Origin of the sequence: Streptomyces sp. NPDC101225 (assembly GCF_044767585.1) — a bacterium.
Classification (GTDB): Bacteria; Actinomycetota; Actinomycetes; order Streptomycetales; family Streptomycetaceae; genus Streptomyces.
In genome coordinates this window covers 233614-251982 of sequence record NZ_JBIWOE010000002.1, presented here as the reverse complement: position 1 = coordinate 251982, position 18369 = coordinate 233614, and the positions used below count along the sequence as shown (strand labels likewise).

The 18369-nt window shown below is 73.0% G+C and carries 16 protein-coding genes; 6 read left to right on the top strand and 10 right to left on the bottom strand.

Annotated elements, in window-relative coordinates; translation table 11 throughout:
* Positions 1-28: 28 nt before the first annotated feature.
* From ACIRPX_RS03860 to ACIRPX_RS03845, 4 genes are read right to left on the bottom strand one after another with little or no spacing between them, the layout of a single operon-like run.
* Positions 29-1366, bottom strand: coding sequence for an AAA family ATPase (locus ACIRPX_RS03860; protein ID WP_404187787.1), 1338 nt, complete (start codon positions 1364-1366; stop codon positions 29-31).
* Positions 1363-2952, bottom strand: a complete 1590-nt coding sequence (locus ACIRPX_RS03855; RefSeq protein WP_404187784.1) for a hypothetical protein — start codon at positions 2950-2952, stop codon at positions 1363-1365. Before ACIRPX_RS03855 ends, ACIRPX_RS03860 begins: the two co-directional genes overlap by 4 nt.
* Positions 2943-4103, bottom strand: coding sequence for a hypothetical protein (locus ACIRPX_RS03850; protein ID WP_404187782.1), 1161 nt, complete (start codon positions 4101-4103; stop codon positions 2943-2945). Before ACIRPX_RS03850 ends, ACIRPX_RS03855 begins: the two co-directional genes overlap by 10 nt.
* A complete protein-coding gene (locus ACIRPX_RS03845; RefSeq protein WP_404187779.1) occupies positions 4054-5001 on the bottom strand; it encodes a phosphatase PAP2 family protein in 948 nt (315 codons plus the stop codon). Before ACIRPX_RS03845 ends, ACIRPX_RS03850 begins: the two co-directional genes overlap by 50 nt.
* A gap of 213 nt (positions 5002-5214) precedes the next feature.
* Here ACIRPX_RS03845 and ACIRPX_RS03840 point away from each other — a divergent pair, with 213 nt between their 5' ends.
* Positions 5215-5820 (top strand): histidine phosphatase family protein, encoded by a 606-nt coding sequence (locus tag ACIRPX_RS03840; RefSeq protein WP_404187777.1) that lies wholly within the window; start codon positions 5215-5217, stop codon positions 5818-5820.
* Between the two features lie 31 nt (positions 5821-5851).
* On the opposite strand, the gene ACIRPX_RS03835 is transcribed toward ACIRPX_RS03840, so the two are convergent.
* Positions 5852-7300: a hypothetical protein gene (locus ACIRPX_RS03835; protein WP_404187774.1), complete on the bottom strand. Its 1449-nt coding sequence runs from the start codon at positions 7298-7300 to the stop codon at positions 5852-5854.
* A gap of 289 nt (positions 7301-7589) precedes the next feature.
* Between ACIRPX_RS03835 and ACIRPX_RS03830 the strand changes: the two genes are divergently transcribed.
* Positions 7590-8027 (top strand): hypothetical protein, encoded by a 438-nt coding sequence (locus tag ACIRPX_RS03830; RefSeq protein ID WP_404187772.1) that lies wholly within the window; start codon positions 7590-7592, stop codon positions 8025-8027.
* 48 nt (positions 8028-8075) lie between these two features.
* Positions 8076-8945 (top strand): spermidine synthase, encoded by an 870-nt coding sequence (locus ACIRPX_RS03825; protein WP_404187770.1) that lies wholly within the window; start codon positions 8076-8078, stop codon positions 8943-8945.
* A gap of 45 nt (positions 8946-8990) precedes the next feature.
* On the opposite strand, the gene ACIRPX_RS03820 is transcribed toward ACIRPX_RS03825, so the two are convergent.
* Complete coding sequence (locus ACIRPX_RS03820; RefSeq protein ID WP_404187767.1) at positions 8991-9509, bottom strand: hypothetical protein; 519 nt, start codon at positions 9507-9509, stop codon at positions 8991-8993.
* Positions 9510-9619: 110 nt separating this feature from the next.
* Between ACIRPX_RS03820 and ACIRPX_RS03815 the strand changes: the two genes are divergently transcribed.
* The 3 genes from ACIRPX_RS03815 (at position 9620) to ACIRPX_RS03805 (ending at position 13318) form a co-directional block, all read left to right on the top strand.
* On the top strand, positions 9620-10324 hold the full coding sequence (locus ACIRPX_RS03815; RefSeq protein ID WP_404187765.1) for a response regulator transcription factor: 705 nt from the start codon (positions 9620-9622) through the stop codon (positions 10322-10324).
* A complete protein-coding gene (locus ACIRPX_RS03810) occupies positions 10321-11697 on the top strand; it encodes a sensor histidine kinase (protein ID WP_404187763.1) in 1377 nt (458 codons plus the stop codon). The genes ACIRPX_RS03815 and ACIRPX_RS03810 overlap by 4 nt, the downstream gene beginning before the upstream one ends.
* 160 nt (positions 11698-11857) lie before the next feature.
* Entirely contained in the window at positions 11858-13318 is a 1461-nt protein-coding gene (locus ACIRPX_RS03805; protein ID WP_404187761.1) for a cellulose binding domain-containing protein, read from the top strand.
* Between the two features lie 228 nt (positions 13319-13546).
* Here ACIRPX_RS03805 and ACIRPX_RS03800 read toward each other — a convergent pair whose 3' ends face one another.
* The 4 genes from ACIRPX_RS03800 to ACIRPX_RS03785 form a co-directional block, all read right to left on the bottom strand.
* Positions 13547-15004: a GH1 family beta-glucosidase gene (locus ACIRPX_RS03800; RefSeq protein ID WP_404187758.1), complete on the bottom strand. Its 1458-nt coding sequence runs from the start codon at positions 15002-15004 to the stop codon at positions 13547-13549.
* A gap of 109 nt (positions 15005-15113) precedes the next feature.
* Complete coding sequence (locus ACIRPX_RS03795) at positions 15114-16007, bottom strand: carbohydrate ABC transporter permease (RefSeq protein WP_404187755.1); 894 nt, start codon at positions 16005-16007, stop codon at positions 15114-15116.
* A complete protein-coding gene (locus ACIRPX_RS03790; RefSeq protein ID WP_404187752.1) occupies positions 16004-17032 on the bottom strand; it encodes a carbohydrate ABC transporter permease in 1029 nt (342 codons plus the stop codon). The genes ACIRPX_RS03795 and ACIRPX_RS03790 overlap by 4 nt, the downstream gene beginning before the upstream one ends.
* The gene (locus ACIRPX_RS03785) at positions 17029-18351 is read right to left on the bottom strand and encodes an ABC transporter substrate-binding protein (protein ID WP_404187750.1); all 1323 of its coding nucleotides are present in this window, start codon (positions 18349-18351) and stop codon (positions 17029-17031) included. The genes ACIRPX_RS03790 and ACIRPX_RS03785 overlap by 4 nt, the downstream gene beginning before the upstream one ends.
* Positions 18352-18369 lie beyond the last annotated feature (18 nt).

The window sequence follows — 18369 nt, the reverse complement described above, 5'->3', positions numbered from 1 at the left end:
CGGCGGCGCGCTCCTCGGCGCCCCCCTCTCAAGGCCGCCAGCCGACGCGATGTTCCCGCAGCCGCGCGAGCACCGCGTGGTTCGCCTCCCAGCCGTCCGGGAACTTCACGAGCGTGCCCAGCTGGACCGGCTCCGTCGAGGGGTAGTCGTCCAGCAGGTCGCCGACGCCCGCCCGGCAGACCACGATGCACGCGTGCCGGTGGCGGGAGGCGAGCACGCACAGGCGGCCCGTCTCCAGGTGGAAGGCGGTGGCGTCCGGACGGCCGGAGAGCGGGTGCAGGACGACCGTGACGTCGTACTCGCGGCCCTGGAGGCGGTTCGCGGTGTCGACCGTGACCTCCGTGACGCCCAGCTCCGCGAGCGCCGCGCGCACCGCCGCCGCCTGGTCGCGGTGGGCGGTACCGACCGCGACGCGGCCGGGGGTCAGCGGCACGGGCTCCGTGGGGGCGCGCTCGGACACCGCCGCGCCGCCGCGCTCCAGCAGTCTCCGGACGATCGCCGCCACCGCGCCCACCGCCTCCGGGTCCGTCCGCGGGGTCTGCCGCGCGGGCAGCTCCAGCAGGCCCCAGCCGGACCGGGCGGCCTCGTCGATCACCCGGTCGGGGCCCGAGCCGTCGGACGGGACGGTGAACGACAGGGAGCGGTCGCCGTGGTCCGTGCCGCTGCGGAAGGGCGTGTACGGGTAGAAGGCGTCGGAGACCAGGGGAGCCGCGGAGGCCGGCAGCCGCCAGGACACCGGCAGGCGGTGCTGCGGCAGGTCGGGGTTGTGGGCCAGCAGAGTGGTCACGGCGGAGGCCGAGGGGTCGTACGTCAGGCCCGCCCACTGCTCGCCGCCCACGATCGAGAAGGGGTCGAGCTGGCCCGGGTCGCCCACGAACAGCGCCCGCTCGAACAGCCCGGCCACGGTGAGCAGGGCGTCCGAGCGCATCTGGTACGCCTCGTCGACGATCGCGTGCCGCCAGGGCTCGTCGACCTTCACATGCGCCCATTTCGCGGCCGTGGAGACGACGACCGGCAGGCCGGTCAGCTCCGCCGCCCTCGCCGACGTGCGGACCTGCGGCAGCTCGTCGAGCGCCTTGTCGTAGGCGTCGGCGTCGCTGCTGTGCAGCCGGCCGACCGGCAGCGCGGGCCTCTTCTCCGCGAGCCGCAGCACCAGGTCGTCCACCTGCGCGTTCGTCTGGGCCACGATCATCAACGGGCGGCCCGCGTCGGCCAGTTCGAGCGCCGCGCGGACGACCAGCGTGGACTTTCCGGCGCCGGGAGGGGAGTCGACGACCACGCCGCGGTGGGTGCCGTGCAGCGTGTCCCGCAGGATCGCGTCGGTGGCCGCGGCGGCCGCGGCGCCCGAATCGAGCACGGTGGTCACAGGACGTCCTCCGCGGTCACGGGGTCGGCGCTCTCGTGGACGGCCTCGCCCGGTGGCCCGCCGTGGGTCCACGGCGTGTGCTCCGGATCGGGCAGCTTCGGGCCGCCGCGCTGCTCGTGCTCGAACGACGTGAAGCACAGCAGGTCGCCCTTCTCGGGCACCGAACCGGCCTCGGGCACCTTGCCGCGGCCCATCCTGTCGACGATCCGCAGCACCAGCACGTCGTCCGCCTCCCACCCGACGAACTGAGCCGTCTGGGGCTTGCCGCCCAGCGAGCGGTACACCTTGGCCCGCTCGCCCAGGTGCGGGCGGTCCTGCGTCCGCACGGTGACCAGCGGGCGCGGGCGGGGCTGCCGGCCCTCGCTGCAGGCCATCACGACCTCCGTGACCTCCGCGGTGAACGCCTCCCCGGACAGCCGCCGGCCCGCCATCACCAGCGGGTCGTCGAGCGCCTCCTGGGCCTCCAGGCGGGCCTGCTCGCGTTCGCGCGAGGCCAGCTTGCCCGCCGCGGTGACCGCGTCGTCCCGGCGCGGCTGCGGGGGCTCGCCCGCGGCGACCCGGTCGCGGTGGGAGGTGAACGACCAGCGGTCGCGCGTCCACCGGTCCCCGACGTGCGCGCCGGCCGGCAGGGCCTGCAGCAGGTCCAGGCCGCGCCAGACCCTCTCCCAGGTGGGCAGGGTGCACCGGAGCACCAGCTCGCGGATGTCCCGCTCGGCGGCGGTGAGTTCACCGAGCCGGTCGTCGGCCTCCAGGCCGTCCTCGGCGGCGGCAAGCGCGGTACGCGCGCGGTCGTAGCGCTCGACGGCCGGGGCGAGCAGCTTGTTGTCGAAGGCCGGGTCGGTGGCCGGGCCGGCCGGCGGGCACTCCAGCTGGCCCTTCGCGTCCCGCGCGAGCTCGGCCGCGAGCGCCGCCCGCGCTCCCGAGACACCCTCGGGCGGGTCGATCCAGGCCAGCAGCGCGCCGAGGTGCTGGTCCTCCAGGCTGGACTGCCCGGTCGCCCAGTGCCGGGACAGGACGTCCGTGGCCGCCAGCAGCAGCGAGGAGCCGGGCACGCGGGCGCGCTCCCCGAAGTGCGTCAGCCAGCGGCCGAGCAGCGGCACGCGCGGGGGTGCCGGGTACGGGGTCTCCGCATCCTGCTCCGCCGTGCGCCGAAAGCGCATGGAGCGGCCGAGGAGCCGTACGAAATCGACGCCCGCGCGGCTCGGCACGATCAGCTGCGGTGCGTCCGCGCACAGTTCGACCTCGATCTTGACCCGCTTGCCGGTCTCCGGGTCGGTGTCCGTGCGCTCCGCGGCCTCCACCTCGCCCGCGTACCCCTCCAGATACGGCAGGACGACGTCGGCCAGCTCGGCCAGGAACGCGAACCTGAGGTCGCGGTCGCGCGGCTGCGCCACGGCCAGCAGCCGCGGGGCCTCCCGGTCGGTGCCCACGAGCGCGCCGAGCGGGGCGCCGGCCTCGCCGGCGGTGGTGAGCGGCACGAACACCAGGGGCCGCTCGGACAGGTGCCGGTGCCGGACGGTGGCGGCGGGCCGGGCGCGCCCGGTGCTGACGGCTTCGAGCCGGGCGAGGGTGGCGATCAGCGACACGGGGCGCCCTCCTCGGCGGGAACGGCCGACGTGGCCCGGGCGGCCGCCAGGGCCTCCTCGCGCAGCCGCGCCGCCCTGCGCAGCGCCGCCACCGCCGGGTCGTCCGGGTCGCCGCTCGCGCCGCGCGCCGCCGACAGGACCTCCTCGACCGTGGTCAGACCGCCCAGCTCGGCGCGGACCGGGCGGCCCAGGGAGGTCACGGCCCCGTCCGCGCGTGCCCGCTCGCGGCAGTGGAAGGCCAGCTCGCAGGCGGACAGGCACTCGGGCGCGTACGCCGCCGGGACCGACTCGACGGCGGCCGTCAGCTCCGCCGCGGGCAGCTCGGGGGAGAAGCACGTGCCCTCGGGCAGCCGGTCGGCGATGTCCTCGACACGGGTCAGCCGCGCCAGCTGCCGGTCGGTGACGGCGCGCTGCTTGCGCACGTCGACCGCCGAGGCGGTGGGGAGGTTGGAGAAGTCCTTGGGGCAGACCAGCAGGATCCGGTGCCGCACCCCGGGCACCGGGTCGAGCCGGGCGGCCGCCCGCTCCAGGGCCAGCACGTAGACCGCCGCCTGGCGCGCGGCCGCGCCCACCTTCGACGGGTCGGCCGAACCGTCCAGCATCGGGAAGGACTTGATCTCCACGACCGTCCAGCTGCCGTCGGGGTGCACGACGACGGCGTCCGGCTCCAGGAACGCGGGGGAGCCGGCCACCTCCAGCGCCAGCAGGGGGTGGTCCAGCAGGGTCCAGCTGCCCGGGGCCGCGGTGGCCTCGCGCAGCGCCAGGTCCGTACGGGCCGCTCGCCCCTCGGGGCCGGTCGCCGCGAGGTCGGGCACCCGCGCCCCGGCGGGCGGCCGCGCGCGCGGGTCCAGCTTCTCGTGCACCAGGCGCAGCAGCTCCGCGCCGCCGTCGGCCTTGACCTTCGCCTCGAACGCGTTGCCCCGCGTGAACGCGAACTGCGACTGCCCGAAGGCCGACGGGGAGCCCAGTCTGCTCGCCACCGCCGCCTTGTTCACCCCGGCGCCGTCCAGGATCGCGCGCCGTTCGCAGCCCGGGTTGGCGGCGAGCGCCGCGAGGGCGCGGGCGTCCAGCGCCCTGGCCGCCACCCCGGGGCCGCGCAGCTCAGCGAGCCGCTGCCGCAGCGCCGTCCCCCGCGTCCGCGGGAGAGGCACTCGGCTCGGCTCCGGATCCGTTCCGGGACTCGCGCTGCCGTGGAAATCGCTCACCCGCGGAAGTCTGGCATCCGTCACTGACAATCGAGGAGCCTGTGGTGCCGGAGTGCCCCGCGGTGCGCCGGAACGGTGCCCACAGCCGGTCCGCGACCCGCATCACGCGCGGCGTCAGGAACAGGCCGAGCCCCATCACGGCCACTCCCGCGACCGCGTCCAGCAGGTAGTGGTTGGCGGTGCCCATGACCACGATGGTGGTCAGCAGCGGGTAGGCCACGGCGGCGACCTTCGCCGCGGGCGTCCTGCCGTGGCGCCACAGCATCACGCCGCACCACAGCGCCCAGCCCACGTGCAGGCTCGGCATGGCCGCGTACTGGTTCGTCATGCCCCCGAAGCCCTTCGGGGCACTGGCCGCGCCGCCCCACCAGCCGTACGAGCTGTACTGGGCCATCGAGTCCACGAACCCGTGGCCGGCCGACAGCAGGCGCGGCGGGCACGTCGGCAGCAGCGTGAAGCCGATCAGGCCGATGAAGGTGGACGTCATCAACCAGGTGCGGGCGGCGCGGTAGTGCGCGGCGCGCGACCGGAACAGCCAGATCAGGATGGCCGGGGTGACCAGGTAGTGCAGCGACGCGTACCAGAAGTCGGCCGGGACGCCGAGCCACGTCTCACGCGTGAAGAGCCGGTTGAGCGGGTGCTCGGCGTTGAGGTGCAGGAACTTCTCGATGCGCAGGATCGCCAGGCCGTGGTCGACGGCGTCGGCGGTGTCGCCGCGGGCGAGGAGCCGGCCTGCCGAGTAGCACCCGTACACCAGGAGGATCAGCGGCAGCTCGGTCCACCAGCGCACGCGCGCGCGTGGGGCTGCCGCCTCGATACCCGGTGCCGTCTCGGTCCTCGGCATCCGATCGCCTCCCCCTTCTTCCTTCTCGCGCGGCGCCCGCCGGCCGGTCGGGACGTGCCACTTTACGGCGTACGCAAGCGCCCCGGTCGGGCGCCCCCGGCCCTCAAAGACGCAGAGATCGCCCGTCGGGTTGCCCCAGGCAGACCGTGGTCCAGGGTGCGCGATGATGGAGAGGTTCCGCCTGTTGTTTGTTACGGAAGGTCCCTCCCCCCCATGGCACCGCGCATCCTGCTGGCCCGGCACGGACAGACCGAGTGGTCCCGGTCCGGAAAGCACACCGGGAGGACCGACGTGCCGCTGCTGGAGGAGGGCCGGCGCGGCGCCAAGCTGCTCGGCGAGCGGCTGCACCGGCCGCCCTTCGACGGACTTCCGGACGCCGAGGTGCGTACCAGCCCGCTGCTGCGCGCGCGTGAGACGTGCGAACTGGCCGGGTTCGGCGAGCGGGCGGCCGGCTGGGACGCGCTCATGGAGTGGGACTACGGCGCGTACGAGGGACTGACGCCGGACGACATCCAGGCCGTCCGGCCGGGCTGGCTGATCTGGCGGGACGGTGTCCCCGGGGGCGAGTCGCTGGCCGAGGTGACCGCGCGCGCCGACGAGGTGGTGGCCTGGGCGCGCTCCGCCGACCGGGACGTGCTGGTCTTCGCCCACGGGCATGTACTGCGGTCGATCGGGGCGCGATGGCTGGGCCTGCCGATCGACTTCGCGGCACGGATCCGGCTGAGTCCGACGTCGCTCTCGGTGCTGGGCTGGGCCTACGGGGAGCCGGCCCTGGACAGCTGGAACGACCTGGGGCACCTCGCGGGCCAGGTGTATTGATCACGAGCCCGGGCGGGCGCTCCCGTACGGCTCACGCCGTGCGCGGCAGGGACGCGTGGCGCTCCAGGAAGCCCGAGACCCCCGACGCCCGCCGGTGCGGCAGCAGGACCCGCGCCGTGCCCGCCAGCATCGTCTGGATCCGGGACGACTGGACCTGGTCGAGCAGGTCCAGCACCCGCATCCCGGCCGCCGCCGCCTCGTCCGGGCGGCCGCCGCGCGCGAGGTCGTCGGCCAGTTCCGCCGTGTACAGGGCGATGTTGCGGGTGAAGTGCGGGTCCTGAAGGCGTGCCGCACGGCGGGCGTGGCGGGCGGCGCGGGTCCAGTCGCCGAGCGTCGACCAGCACTGCGCCTCCAGGCCCTCCAGTTCGGCCTCCCCGTAGAAGCTCATCCACTCGGGGTCGGCCTCCGAGCGGCCTCGCTCGTAGAGGGTCTGCGCGCGCACGAGTGCCTGCTCGCAGCCGGTGCGGTCGGCGAGGCCCGCCCAGCCGCCCGCCTCGCGCAGGGCGAGCAGCGACATCAGGCGCGCCGAGCCGAGCGAGCGCCCGACGCGCTGCGCGGCCTGTGCGGCCCGCACCGCCTCGCGCGGACGCCCGGCGTCGCGCGCGAGGAACGCCGTGTTGCAGAAGGCGTGCGCCTCCAGGCCGTCGTCGCCGGTCATCCGGGCGGTCGCCAGCGCCTCCGCGTAGTGCGAGCGGGCGTCGTCGAAGCGGCCGGAGTCGTGCGCCAGCCAGCCGACGGAGATGGCGAGTTCACCGGCGCCCGAGTGCAGCCGGTCGGCGGTCGTCTGCCGGGTCGCGCCCGCGTCCAGCAGCGCGTAGGCGGCGCGCAACGGAGTCGACGCACGCCGGTAGAGCCCGTCCGCGCCGTGCCGGTCGTCGAGCAGCCTGATTCTGCGTACGGCCTCTTCGACCGCGTACACGTCGTTCGTCCCGGGGCGGCGGACGGGTCGTCCCGCCGCCGCCGCGTCGAAGGCGAGCCCCATCTGGCCCATCGAGGCGGCGGCCACCGTGGCGCCACCGCCGGTCATGAATGCGCGACGTAGCACGTCGCTCTCCTCGTAGGTTTCGTGAAGCGCGTGGATCTCGTGATGCCCGAGCGCGTCGTGCGGGCTGTGCGGGTCGTGCGGGTTCTGCGTCTCATACGGCTCGTGGTCCCCGGGCGTCTCACCGGGGGCCTGCGCCCGGCGTCCGCGGACGGACGCGCGCGGTGCGAAGCCCAGGTCGGTGAGCGCCCGGCCGGGGAACATGTGCAGGAACACCCGTTCGTATGCGTAGTTGGGGCAGCGGATCTCGCCCGCCTCGACCCGGCCCACGTAGCGCGCGTCGCAACTGACCCGCTCACCGATCTCGCGCGCGGCCCGTCGTACCGCCGCGGCGAACTCGGCCGGTGAGCGCTGTCCGCGCAGCTCCCGGAAGACGAGGTTCGGCCGCGGTGGCCGTGCGGGCGTGGGCTGAGACGAGGTCACCTTTGACGACGCCATGGCCGGGTCCTCTCGTGCGAACCGTCGAACCATGCCGGATCCAGGGTGAGTTGTCCGAGCAGCTTCCCCGCTCCCGGCGGGCATGAACGTACCGGCTGTACCCGACCCGCCACGCAGGGTTTGGCTACAAACCGGATATCTCATACCGGATCTGCCATGAAGTGCCATCCTTTGTGGCTGACTTGTGCCGTAGCCGTTGACGCGCCACCGCGTTGAACCCGGCGGACCGGGAGCCGCCCGACTCCCGACCCGCTTCGTTCTAAGGAGGGGTTCCGTGGTGGAGGCCGGGATGGAGACCAGTCGGAGCGGCGTCGCGCGTGTGCCGGCGACGGCCGTGGACCGTGCCCCGTCGGCACGGCGCGGCGCGCCACCCGGCGCGGACGGCCCGTGCGACCTGGTCACCGTGGACTCGCGGCAGGGCCTGGAGGCGGTCGACATCCTGCGGCGCGGAGCGGGCGACGCGGTCGGACCCGTACTGCACGACGACGGCGGCCACACCCTGGGCTTCGTGGTGCCGGCCGGCACGGCCGCCGGCTGGGACCTGCCGGGCAGCACCTGTACGGAGACCGACGGACGCGGTATGCGCCTGAATCCCGAGCCGCCGGTGGAGGGCTCGGACTGGCTGCTGCCGCCCGGCGAGGCCGACCTCGCGACCGACCCGGCGGTACTGCGCGCCGCGCTGGGCGAGGCGGCCCGCATCATCGAGGCCGCGGACTCCTGCCGCTGACCGCACCCCGCGCGGGCGTCCCCGCCAGGGGCCGCCGATAATGGCGCAATGGGAAGGTCCAGGAACCCCGACCGCCCGCGCGGCGGCGTGGCGGCCGTCGTGGAGACCGTCGACGGCGGGCTCGCCGAGCTCCTGCCGGACCGGGACCGGGCGCGGGCCTGGACGCTGCTGATCGACGGGGCGCCGCAGTCGTACGTCGACCTGGACGACCCCGCGTATCTCTCCTTCGAGTACCAGCGCAGGCTCGGTCACGTCATCGATCTCGTCGCGCCGCCCGGCAAGCCCGTGCGCGCCGTGCACCTCGGCGGAGGCGCCTTCACCCTCGCCCGCTACGTCGCCGCCACCCGGCCCCGCGCCACCCAGCAGGTCGTCGAGCGGGACGCGGCACTGGTCCAACTGGTGCGCCGGGAACTGCCGCTGGACACCGGCGCCCGGATCCGGGTGCGTGCCGCGGACGCCCGCGAAGGGCTCGCCAAGGTGCTCGACGGCTGGGCCGACCTGGTCGTCGCCGATGTGTTCAGCGGGGCCCGCACACCCGCCCACCTCACCTCGACCGAGTTCCTCGACGAGGTCCGCCGGGTGCTGAGGCCGGGCGGCTGCTACGCCGCCAACGTCGCCGACGGCCCGCCGCTCGCCCACCTGCGGCGCCAGATCGCCACCGCCGCCGCCCGCTTCGCCGAGGTCGCGCTGATCGCCGACCCGGCCGTGCTGCGCGGCAGACGCTTCGGCAACGCGGTCCTCGTCGCCGGCGGCGCCCCCTTGCCGATCGCCGAACTGACCCGGCGTGCCGCCTCCGACCCGCACCCGGGCCGGGTCGAACACGGCCGTGCGCTCCTGGACTTCACCGGCGGGGCGGCCGCGGTGACGGACAGCGCTGCGACCGCTTCACCGGCGCCACCGCCCTCCGTGTTCCGCTAGGGCGTGTTTCGGGAGTCCCGCCTGCCCGGGCGCGGGCGGACGCGGTCAGTAGGTGCCGATCTCGACGTGCGGCGGCCCGTCGTGCCAGGTGCAGAAGACCGACACCCGGTCCGCGCCCGAGCTGAACTCCACCCGGATCCACGACTCCGTCTTCCACACCTGCATCGACCAGCCCGCACCCGGCGTCGCCGACACCAGCGTCGCGTCCGCCGCGCCGAGCGAGAACACCGCCCGCCCGCCGTCCGTGTCGTAGGCCTTGACCTGGCCGGACGCCGTGGACGAGGGCGTCGGGGCGGGCGTCGGACTCCGCAGCGACGGCGTGGGGGGCGCGGAGGGCGTGGCCGGCGTCCTCCTCGACGGCGAGGGCGACGGGGAGGGGTGTCCGGTCGACGACGCCAGCGGCTTCGACTCCTGGGTGGTCGCGTCGGCCGCCGTGATCGGCAGGGCGCGCGGCGGGTCGTACGCCGTGCCCGCCATCACCGTGTGGACGCCCCACCACGACAGCGTGACCGCCGCGCCCGTGGCGAGCGACCAAGCCAGTACGTGTACGAGTCCTCTGAGCATCGCGGGCCATACTGCCTCACGCGTCCCACCGGTGTCCCGCCCGTGTCCACAGGAGCGGAGTTGTCCACAGCTGCGGACCCCGTTCCGCCGCATGGCGTACGGTGCGGCGCATGGCAAGTGTGCTCGTGGTCGAGGACGACCAGTTCGTGCGCTCGGCGCTGATCCGGCACCTGACCGATGCCGCGCACACCGTGCGCAGTGTCGGGACGGCGCTGGAGGCGCTGCGCGAGGTCGCCCACTTCTCCTTCGACGTCGTCATCCTCGACCTCGGACTGCCCGATCTGGACGGGTCCGAGGCGCTGAAGATGCTGCGCGGCATCACCGACGTGCCGGTGATCATCGCCACCGCGCGGGACGACGAGACGGAGATCGTCCGCCTGCTCAACGCGGGCGCGGACGACTATCTGACCAAGCCCTTCTCGGTCGAGCACCTGTCCGCGCGGATGGCCGCGGTGCTGCGCCGGGCGCGCTCCGCGCCCGCGGACACCCAGCCGTCGGCCGTGCTGCGCGTCGGCGGCCTCACCGTCGACCCGCTGCGCCGCCAGGCCGAGCTGGACGGCGTCCGCCTCGACCTCACCCGCCGCGAGTTCGACCTGCTCGCCTTCCTGGCCGGCCGCCCCGGCCTGGTCGTCCCGCGCAAGGAGCTGCTCGCCGAGGTCTGGCAGCAGTCGTACGGCGACGACCAGACCATCGACGTCCATCTGTCATGGCTGCGGCGGAAGTTGGGCGAGACCGCGGCCCGGCCCCGCTATCTGCACACGCTGCGCGGGGTCGGCGTGAAGCTGGAGCCGCCGGGTGGGGAGCCGCCGCGATGAGATGGGCACTGGTGAAGGTCTGCCTGGCGGTCACCGCGATGGTCGTGGTCGCCTTCGCGGTGCCGCTCGGGCTCGTCATCAAGGAGATGGCCCGGGACCGCGCGTTCTCCAACGCCGAGCGCCAGGCGGCCGCGGTCGCACCGGCGCTGTCCATCACCACCGACCGCGACCAGCTGGAGCGGGTCGTGGCCTCCGCCGGCTCGGACTCCGGCATGGCCGTGCACATTCCCAAGACCGCCGGCCAGCCGGCCGTCGACATCGGCCGGCGGCGCGCCGCCGCCAAGGACATCGCCACCGTGCGCAAGCTGGGCCGCGCCTCCACCACCGGGGTCTCCGGCGGATCCACGCTGCTCCAGCCGGTCGCGCTGAGCACCGGCGCGATCGCCGTCGTCGAGGTCTACGTCCCCGAGTCCGAGGTCAGCAACGGCGTCGGGACGGCGTGGGCGGTGCTCGCCGGGGTCGGCGTCGCGCTGATCGTCGGCTCGGTCGCGGTCGCCGACCGCCTCGGCGTACGGATGGTGCAGCCCGCGCAGCGCCTGGTCGAGGGCGCGCACGAACTGGGGGAGGGCAAGCTGGGGGCGAGGGTCCCGGAGGAGGGACCGACCGAACTGCGCCTGGCCGCCGTCGCGTTCAACTCCATGGCCGACCAGGTCGTCCAGCTCCTGGCGAACGAGCGCGAGCTGGCGGCCGACCTGTCCCACCGCCTGCGCACCCCGCTGACGGTGCTGCGGCTGAACGCCGCCTCGCTGGGCGAGGGGCCCGCCGCCGACCAGACCCGGGCCGCCGTCGCCCAGCTGGAGCGCGAGGTCGACACCATCATCCGCACCGCCCGGGACGCCAAGCCGCAGACCGCGGCGGCCGGGCCCGGCGCCGGGTGCGACGCGGCCGAGGTGGTCCGCGAGCGGATGGCGTTCTGGTCGGCGCTGGCGGAGGACGAGGGCCGCAAATGGCGGATGGCGGGCGCCGACCGGCCGGTGCGCATCCCGGTGGCCCGGGCCGACCTCGCGGCGGCGCTCGACGCCCTGCTCGGCAACGTCTTCCGGCACACCGCCGAGGGCACGGCCTTCGCGGTCGACCTGCACAACGGCGAGGACGCGGTGATCGTGCTCGTCTCGGACGCGGGCCCGGGCATACCCGACCCCGAGGCGGCGATGGCGCGCGGCCGCGGGTCGGGCAGCGACGGTTCGACGGGCCTCGGGCTGGACATCGTGCGCCGGCTCGCGGAGTCGACCGGCGGTGACGTACGGCTCGGCTCCTCGGTGCTGGGCGGGACCGAGGTACGCATCTGGATCCAGCTGGACGGGCGGGTGCGGACGCCCGGTGGGCGGGGGCACCGGCTGGTGCGCGGACGGCGCAAGGCGTTCGCCAGGTGACCCGCCGTAGCCGGATTGGTCTCGACCTTTAACCGTCTCCGATCCCTTCCTTAAGCGCACCCTAAGATCCTCAACCCCCGTCCGGATCAAGTGCTTTGCCCGATTCCGGATCGCTAGCGTGCTGCCGCACCCCACCCGTAACAGCGAAGGCAGGCACGCGATGAGCACGCACCGGCGCAAGGTCAGCGGCAGAAGCAAGGCGATAGGCGCTGTGGTGGCCGCGGCCGTCCTGGGCGGCGGCGCCCTCGCGCTGACGGGCATCGCGCAGGCGGCCGGCGTGGACGCCGCGTACACCAAGACCAGCGACTGGTCGACGGGCTACACCGCCCAGTACGTCGTCACCAACAACACCGGCAGCACCGAGAGGAACTGGAAGCTGGAGTTCGACCTGCCCTCCGGCAGCAGGCTCAGCTCGCTCTGGAACGCCGAGTCGAGCGTGAGCGGACAGCACGTCACCGTGACGCCGGCCAAGTGGGACACCGACGGCCTCGCGCCCGGCAAGTCCGTCACGGTCGGCTTCGTCGTCAACGGCACCGCCGACCCGAAGAGCTGCCTCATCGACGGCGCCCAGTGCTCCGCCGACGACGGGGCCACCCCCGAGCCGAGCGGGCGCCCGACCGGGTCCGCGACGCCGACCGCCACGCCCACGCCGACCAAGTCGGCCACGCCCACCTCGACACCCACGCCCACGCCGACCCCCTCGCAGAGCTCGGGCACCGGCACCAAGGCGAGCGCGGGCTTCGCGCCCTACGTGGACACCTCGCTCTACCCGGCCTTCGACCTGCTCGCGAGCGCCGACGCGACCGGCGTGAAGAACTACAACCTCGCCTTCATCACCGACGGCGGCGGCTGCACGCCCAAGTGGGGCGGCGTCACCGACCTCGGCAGCGACGGCGTTGCCTCGCAGATCGGCGCGTTGCGCGCCAAGGGCGGCGACGTCCGCGTCTCCTTCGGCGGCGCGTCCGGCTCGGAACTGGCCACGACGTGCTCCTCCGCGGACGCGCTGGCCACGGCCTACGGCAAGGCCGTCGACCAGTTCAAGCTGACCAAGGTCGACTTCGACATCGAGGGCGGCGCGCTGCCCAACACCTCGGCCAACACCAACCGCGCCAAGGCCATCGCCAGGCTCCAGCAGCAGCACCCGGGCCTGGACGTCTCCTTCACCCTCCCGGTCATGCCCGAGGGCCTCACCCAGGACGGCGTGAACCTGCTGTCCAACGCCAAGTCCAACGGTGTGAAGATCTCCGCGGTCAACATCATGGCGATGGACTACGGCGCCTCGTACAGCGGCGACATGGGCACCTACGCCGAGCAGGCGGCCACCGCCACCCAGGCGCAGGTCAAGAGCGTGCTCGGGCTGTCCGACGCGGACGCCTGGAAGACGGTCGCGGTCACCCCGATGCTCGGTGTCAACGACGTCTCCTCGGAGATCTTCAAGGTCGACGACGCCACCCAGCTGGTGAACTTCGCCAAGTCCAAGGGCCTCGGCTGGCTCTCGATGTGGTCGGCCACCCGGGACAAGCAGTGCGGCGGCGGCACCAAGCCCACCGCGGACGCCACCTGCAGCTCGATCGTCCAGGACAAGTTCGCCTTCTCGAAGGCCTTCGGCGCCTTCAACTGACCCCCGCGCAACGGGGGCTGACGCGCCCCGGCCGGCTCTCCCCCCACCCGGCCGGGGCGCGTTCGCGCGTCTCCCGGGTGGCCGGGTGGCCGCGGCCGCACGAAGACCGGGGCGCGGCGCTCCCTGAGGGCACCGCGCCCCGCCCCCCGCCTGTGGTTCCCCCGAGGGCCCGTGTGCGGGTCCCCGGGCGCGTCTCGAAGGTCCCGCCCGCCCTGCGGGCGGACGACGCTACTTTCGAAACGCGCCCTGGTCGTCCGTCACCTCGGGCAGGGTCCCCGTCCGGGCCGCCCGGCCGTACCAGTGGGCGCTCGACTTCGGCGTACGGGCCAGCGTCGCGTAGTCCACGTAGACCGCGCCGAACCGCTTCTCGTAGCCGTACGCCCACTCGAAGTTGTCCATCAGGGACCACAGGTAGTAGCCCCGGACGTCCGCGCCGTCGGTGATGGCGCGGCGGACCGCCGAGAGGTGCCCGTGCAGATAGGCGACGCGCTCCGGGTCGTGGACGCGGCCGTCGGGGTCGGGCTTGTCGTCGTAGGCGGCGCCGTTCTCGGTGATGTAGAGGGGCAGGCCGGGGGCCTCGCGCGAGTACCGCATGATCAGCTCGTGCAGTCCGGTCGGGTCGATGGTCCAGCCCATCTCCGTACGCTCGCCCGGCGTCTGGTGGAACAGGACGTCGTCCGCGCCCGGCCAGGGGGAGTGCTCGCTCGCGCCGTGGCCGTCGGTGCGCGGGCCGGTCACCGGGGCGTCCGCCGTGGAGACCAGCGCCGGCGTGTAGTAGTTGAGGCCCAGCGCGTCCAGCGGCTGGTGGATCGCCCGCAGATCGCCGTCGAGGACGTACGACCAGTCGGTGATCAGCTCGGTCGCGGCGAACAGCGACTGCGGGTAGGCGCCGTGCAGGATCGGGCCGTGGAAGACGCCGTTGGCCAGGTCGTCGATCTTCCGCACCGCCGCCAGGTCGCCCGGGTCCTGCGGCGAAAGGGGCCTGACGACCGAGGAGTTGAGGCTGATCGCGACCGAGTTGCGGGCGGGCATCACCGAACGCAGGGCCGTGGCGCCCAGTCCGTGCGCCAGGTTGAGGTGGTGGGCGGCCCGCAGCGACGCCTCCGGGTCCGTGCGGCCCGGGGCGTGCACACCCGAGCCGTAGCCCAGAAAGGCACTGCACCACGGCTCGTTGAGCGTGATCCACTGCTCCACCCGGTCGCCGAGCGCCTCGCCGACGATCTGCGCGTACTCGGCGAACCGGTAGGCCGTGTCCCGCTCCGGCCAGCCGCCCGCGTCCTCCAGCTCCTGCGGCAGGTCCCAGTGGTAAAGGGTGATCGCCGGCTTGATGCCGTGCGCGAGCAGCTCGTCCACCAGGCGCCGGTAGAAGTCCAGGCCCCGTTGCACGGCCGGGCCCCGACCGGTCGGCTGCACCCGTGGCCAGGAAACCGAGAACCGGTAGCCGGCCAGCCCCAACTCGGCCATCAGCGCGACGTCTTCGCGATACCGGTGGTAGTGGTCGACAGCGATGTCACCGTGCTCGCCGCCGACCGTCTTGCCCGGGGTGTGGCTGAAGGTGTCCCAGATGGATGGCGTGCGGCCGTCCTCCCGCACCGCGCCCTCGATCTGGTACGCGGAGGTCGCGGCGCCCCAGAGGAAGGCGGGAGGAAAGGTCACCGGGGTCGCCGGGTGTGCTGACTCAAGCATGGAAGCGCTCCCATAAATGGTCGTTCAGACCGAAGAGTTGAGGAGGAAGGGGGCCGAGGCGGTGACCCGGCCCCGAGGTGCGTACGGCGAACGAGGCGGCCGGGCCTTCTCAGCCCTTGATCGCGCCCTGCATGATGCCGCCCACGATCTGCTTGCCGAACAGGATGAAGGCGATCAGCAGCGGCAGCGTGCCCAGCAGCGCGCCCGCCATGATCACGGCCTGGTCGGGGACGTAGCCGGTCCCCAGCGAGTTCAGGGCGACCTGCACGGTCGGGTTCTGCTGGTTCAGGGCGATGATCGGCCACAGGAAGTCGTTCCAGGCGAACACGAAGGTCAGCAGGCCGAGCACGGCCATCGCCGGCCGCGCCGCCGGGAAGACCACGTGCCACACCACCCGCAGACTGCTCGCGCCGTCCACCCGGGCCGCCTCGATCAGCTCGGTCGGCAGCGCCTGCACCAGGTACTGCCGCATGAAGAACGTGCCGAAGGCCGTCACCAGGGTCGGCAGGACGACCGTCTGGAGCTGGTTGGACCAGCCGAGGTCGCTCATCCACAGGTACAGCGGCACGACGGCCAGCTGCGGCGGGATCATCATCGTGCCGATCGTCAGCAGCAGCAGGACGCCGGAGAACCTGAACCGCAGCTTGGCGAAGGCGAATCCGGCGAGCGTGGAGAACACCACGGTGCTGATGGTGATGGTGCCCGCCACGATCACGCTGTTGACCATGGCGGTGCCGAGGCCCGCCTGGTCCCAGGCGGCCTGCAGGTTCTTGAACAGGTTCCCGCCGAACCACAGCGGCGGCGGGGTCTGAGCCAGCCGGCGGTCGGTGCGCGAGGCGGCGATCGCCGTCCACACCAGGGGCGCCAGGGAGACCAGCGCGAAGACCGCCAGGACGATGTACGTCACCGGGCCGGCGTGCAACTGCTTGCCCGCACCCATCACCCGGCGGCCCGGGCCCTTCTTCCGCCCCGCCCGAGGCAAGGTCAGTTCACTGGTGGTCATAGGGATTTCCTCAGGCGTCGGGTGAACAGCATGTTGATCACGGCGACGATCAGCAGGATCAGGAACATCGACCAGGCGATCGCGGACGCCTTGCCGAGGTTGCCGATGATCCAGCCCTGGTCGTACATGTAGAGGCCGAGCGTCTGGTACTGGTGCTCCGAGCCGCCCTTGGAGCCGCTGACCCCGCCGAACAGCAGGGGCTCGCCGAAGAGCTGGGTCGCGCCGATGGTGGACACCACCACGGTGAACAGGATCGTCGGCCGCAGCTGCGGGATCGTCACGTGCCGGAACTGCTGCCAGCGGTTGGCGCCGTCGATCGCCGCCGACTCGTACAGGTCGGCCGGGATCGCCTGCATCGCCGCCAGATAGATCAGCGCGTTGTAGCCGGTCCACCGCCAGATCACGATCGAGGACACGGCGAACTGCGAACCCCAGTCGGACTCACGCCAGTTGATCGGGTCGATCCCCACGAAGTGCAGGAACCAGTTGATCATGCCGCCGTCCCAGGAGTACAGCAGCGTGAAGACCAGGGTGGCCGCCGCCACCGAGGTGGCGTACGGGGTGAGCATCACGACCCGCCACACGGTCGAGCCGCGCAGCCGGTAGTTGAGCAGATGTGCCAGGCCGAGCGCCGCCATCAGCTGCGGCACGGTCGAGATCACACCGATGGTGAAGGTGTTCTTCAGCGCGTTCCAGAAGAAGTCCGAGCTGAGCAGGTTCCGGTAGTTGTCCAGGCCCGCCCAGGTCTGGTGGTCCAGGTCGGACAGCTGCACGTTGTGCAGCGAGTACCAGGCCGTGTAGAGGAGCGGGACCAGGGAGAACGCCCCGAAGATGATGAAGAAGGGGGAGATGAACGCGTACGGCGACGCCTTCATGTCCCAGCGGTACAGCCGGCTGCGCCAGGAGCCGTGGTCCGGCGGCTGGGTACCGCGACCGTGAGCGCCCCGGGCCGCGCCCGGCTGGGAGCCGGACGCGGCCTCGGCGCTCGACGCGGGGTGCGCGAGAGCCTGCTTGGAGCTGGTCACTGGCCGAGCACGTCCTTGATTTCCTTGCTCGCCGCGCTCCAGCCCTGGTCGGGCGTCTTGCCCTTCTGCTCGACCTGCAGGATGCCGACGTCGGTGATGGCCGAGTTGATCGGCTGGTCCTTGATGCCGAAGTACTGGACCGGGATGGTCTTGGCCGAGTCGGCGAAGATCTGCGTGATCGGCGCGTTGGAGAAGTAGGCCGTGGTGTCCGCGGCCGGCTTCAGGCCCGCGTACGCCGACGGGGTCGACGGGAAGCTGGCCTGCTTGGCGAAGACCTTCGCCTGCTGCTCGGGCGCGGTCAGCCACTTCGCCAGGGCGACGGCCTCCTTCTGGTGCTTGCTCGCCGTCGGCACGCCGAGGAAGGAGCCGCCCCAGTTGGAGGCGGTCGGCGCCGCCGCGACGTCCCAGTTGCCCTTGCCGGAGTCACCGGACTTCTGCTCGATGTAGCCGATCATCCAGGCCGGGCAGGCCACCGTGGCGAAGGTGCCGTTGGCGAAGCCCTGGTCCCACGGCTTGTCGAACTGCTTGAGCTTGGCCGACATGTTGCTGGTCGCCACCGACATCGAGACGTCCCAGGCCTTGCTCACGCCCTGGGACTTGTCCCAGATGACGTTGCCGTCCTTGTCGTAGTAACGCTCGCTGCCACCGCCGAGGGCGGCGTTGTAGACGGAGGAGGCGGAGTCCACGAACTTGGTGCCCTTGGGCGCCTTCTTCATGTAGTCCTTGCCGACGTCGACGTACTTCGCCCAGTCGCCCTTCCACATCGCGGCGAGCTTGTCGCGGTCCGTCTCCAGGCCGGCCTTCTTGAACAGGTCCTTGCGGTAGCAGATGGCCATCGGGCCGACATCGGTGCCGAGTCCGATCAGCTTGCCGTCCTTGGTGGTGGCCTGGGCGTTCTTCCAGTCCAGCCACTGGGACTTGTCGACGCTCTGGCCGAGGTCGACGAACTTGGCGGCCTGCGTCTGCACGGCCTCGGTGATGTTGCCGACCTCGATCGCCTGGATGTCGTCGGTGCCGGAACCGGCCTGCAGCCGGGTCAGCACCTTCGGCCAGTACACGTCGGTACGGGTGGTGACGTTCTCCTTGATGCTGATGTCGGGGTGCAGCTTCATGTACTCGTCGTAGAGGCCGGCCTGCTTGTAGCCGAAGACTCCGAAGGTGCCGACGGTCAACGTGGTCTTGCCCTTGGCGTTGCCGCCGCCGTTGTCCGAGCTCGACGAGTTGTCGTCACTGGCGCAGCCGGCCAGTAGCCCCGAGGCCAGCGCGGCGACGGCCGCGAAGGCCACCACCCGGTGGGACCGGCGGGTACTCGTGCGCATTGGGTCCTCCTGTTGCCT

Coding starts and splice junctions, on each gene's coding strand:
- ACIRPX_RS03845 (WP_404187779.1), bottom strand. CDS start 5,001: ATGCCGAGGACCGAGACGGCACCGGGTATCGAGGCGGCAGCCCCACGC.
- ACIRPX_RS03840 (WP_404187777.1), top strand. CDS start 5,215: ATGGCACCGCGCATCCTGCTGGCCCGGCACGGACAGACCGAGTGGTCC.
- ACIRPX_RS03835 (WP_404187774.1), bottom strand. CDS start 7,300: ATGGCGTCGTCAAAGGTGACCTCGTCTCAGCCCACGCCCGCACGGCCA.
- ACIRPX_RS03830 (WP_404187772.1), top strand. CDS start 7,590: ATGGAGACCAGTCGGAGCGGCGTCGCGCGTGTGCCGGCGACGGCCGTG.
- ACIRPX_RS03825 (WP_404187770.1), top strand. CDS start 8,076: ATGGGAAGGTCCAGGAACCCCGACCGCCCGCGCGGCGGCGTGGCGGCC.
- ACIRPX_RS03820 (WP_404187767.1), bottom strand. CDS start 9,509: ATGCTCAGAGGACTCGTACACGTACTGGCTTGGTCGCTCGCCACGGGC.
- ACIRPX_RS03815 (WP_404187765.1), top strand. CDS start 9,620: ATGGCAAGTGTGCTCGTGGTCGAGGACGACCAGTTCGTGCGCTCGGCG.
- ACIRPX_RS03810 (WP_404187763.1), top strand. CDS start 10,321: ATGAGATGGGCACTGGTGAAGGTCTGCCTGGCGGTCACCGCGATGGTC.
- ACIRPX_RS03805 (WP_404187761.1), top strand. CDS start 11,858: ATGAGCACGCACCGGCGCAAGGTCAGCGGCAGAAGCAAGGCGATAGGC.
- ACIRPX_RS03800 (WP_404187758.1), bottom strand. CDS start 15,004: ATGCTTGAGTCAGCACACCCGGCGACCCCGGTGACCTTTCCTCCCGCC.
- ACIRPX_RS03795 (WP_404187755.1), bottom strand. CDS start 16,007: ATGACCACCAGTGAACTGACCTTGCCTCGGGCGGGGCGGAAGAAGGGC.
- ACIRPX_RS03785 (WP_404187750.1), bottom strand. CDS start 18,351: ATGCGCACGAGTACCCGCCGGTCCCACCGGGTGGTGGCCTTCGCGGCC.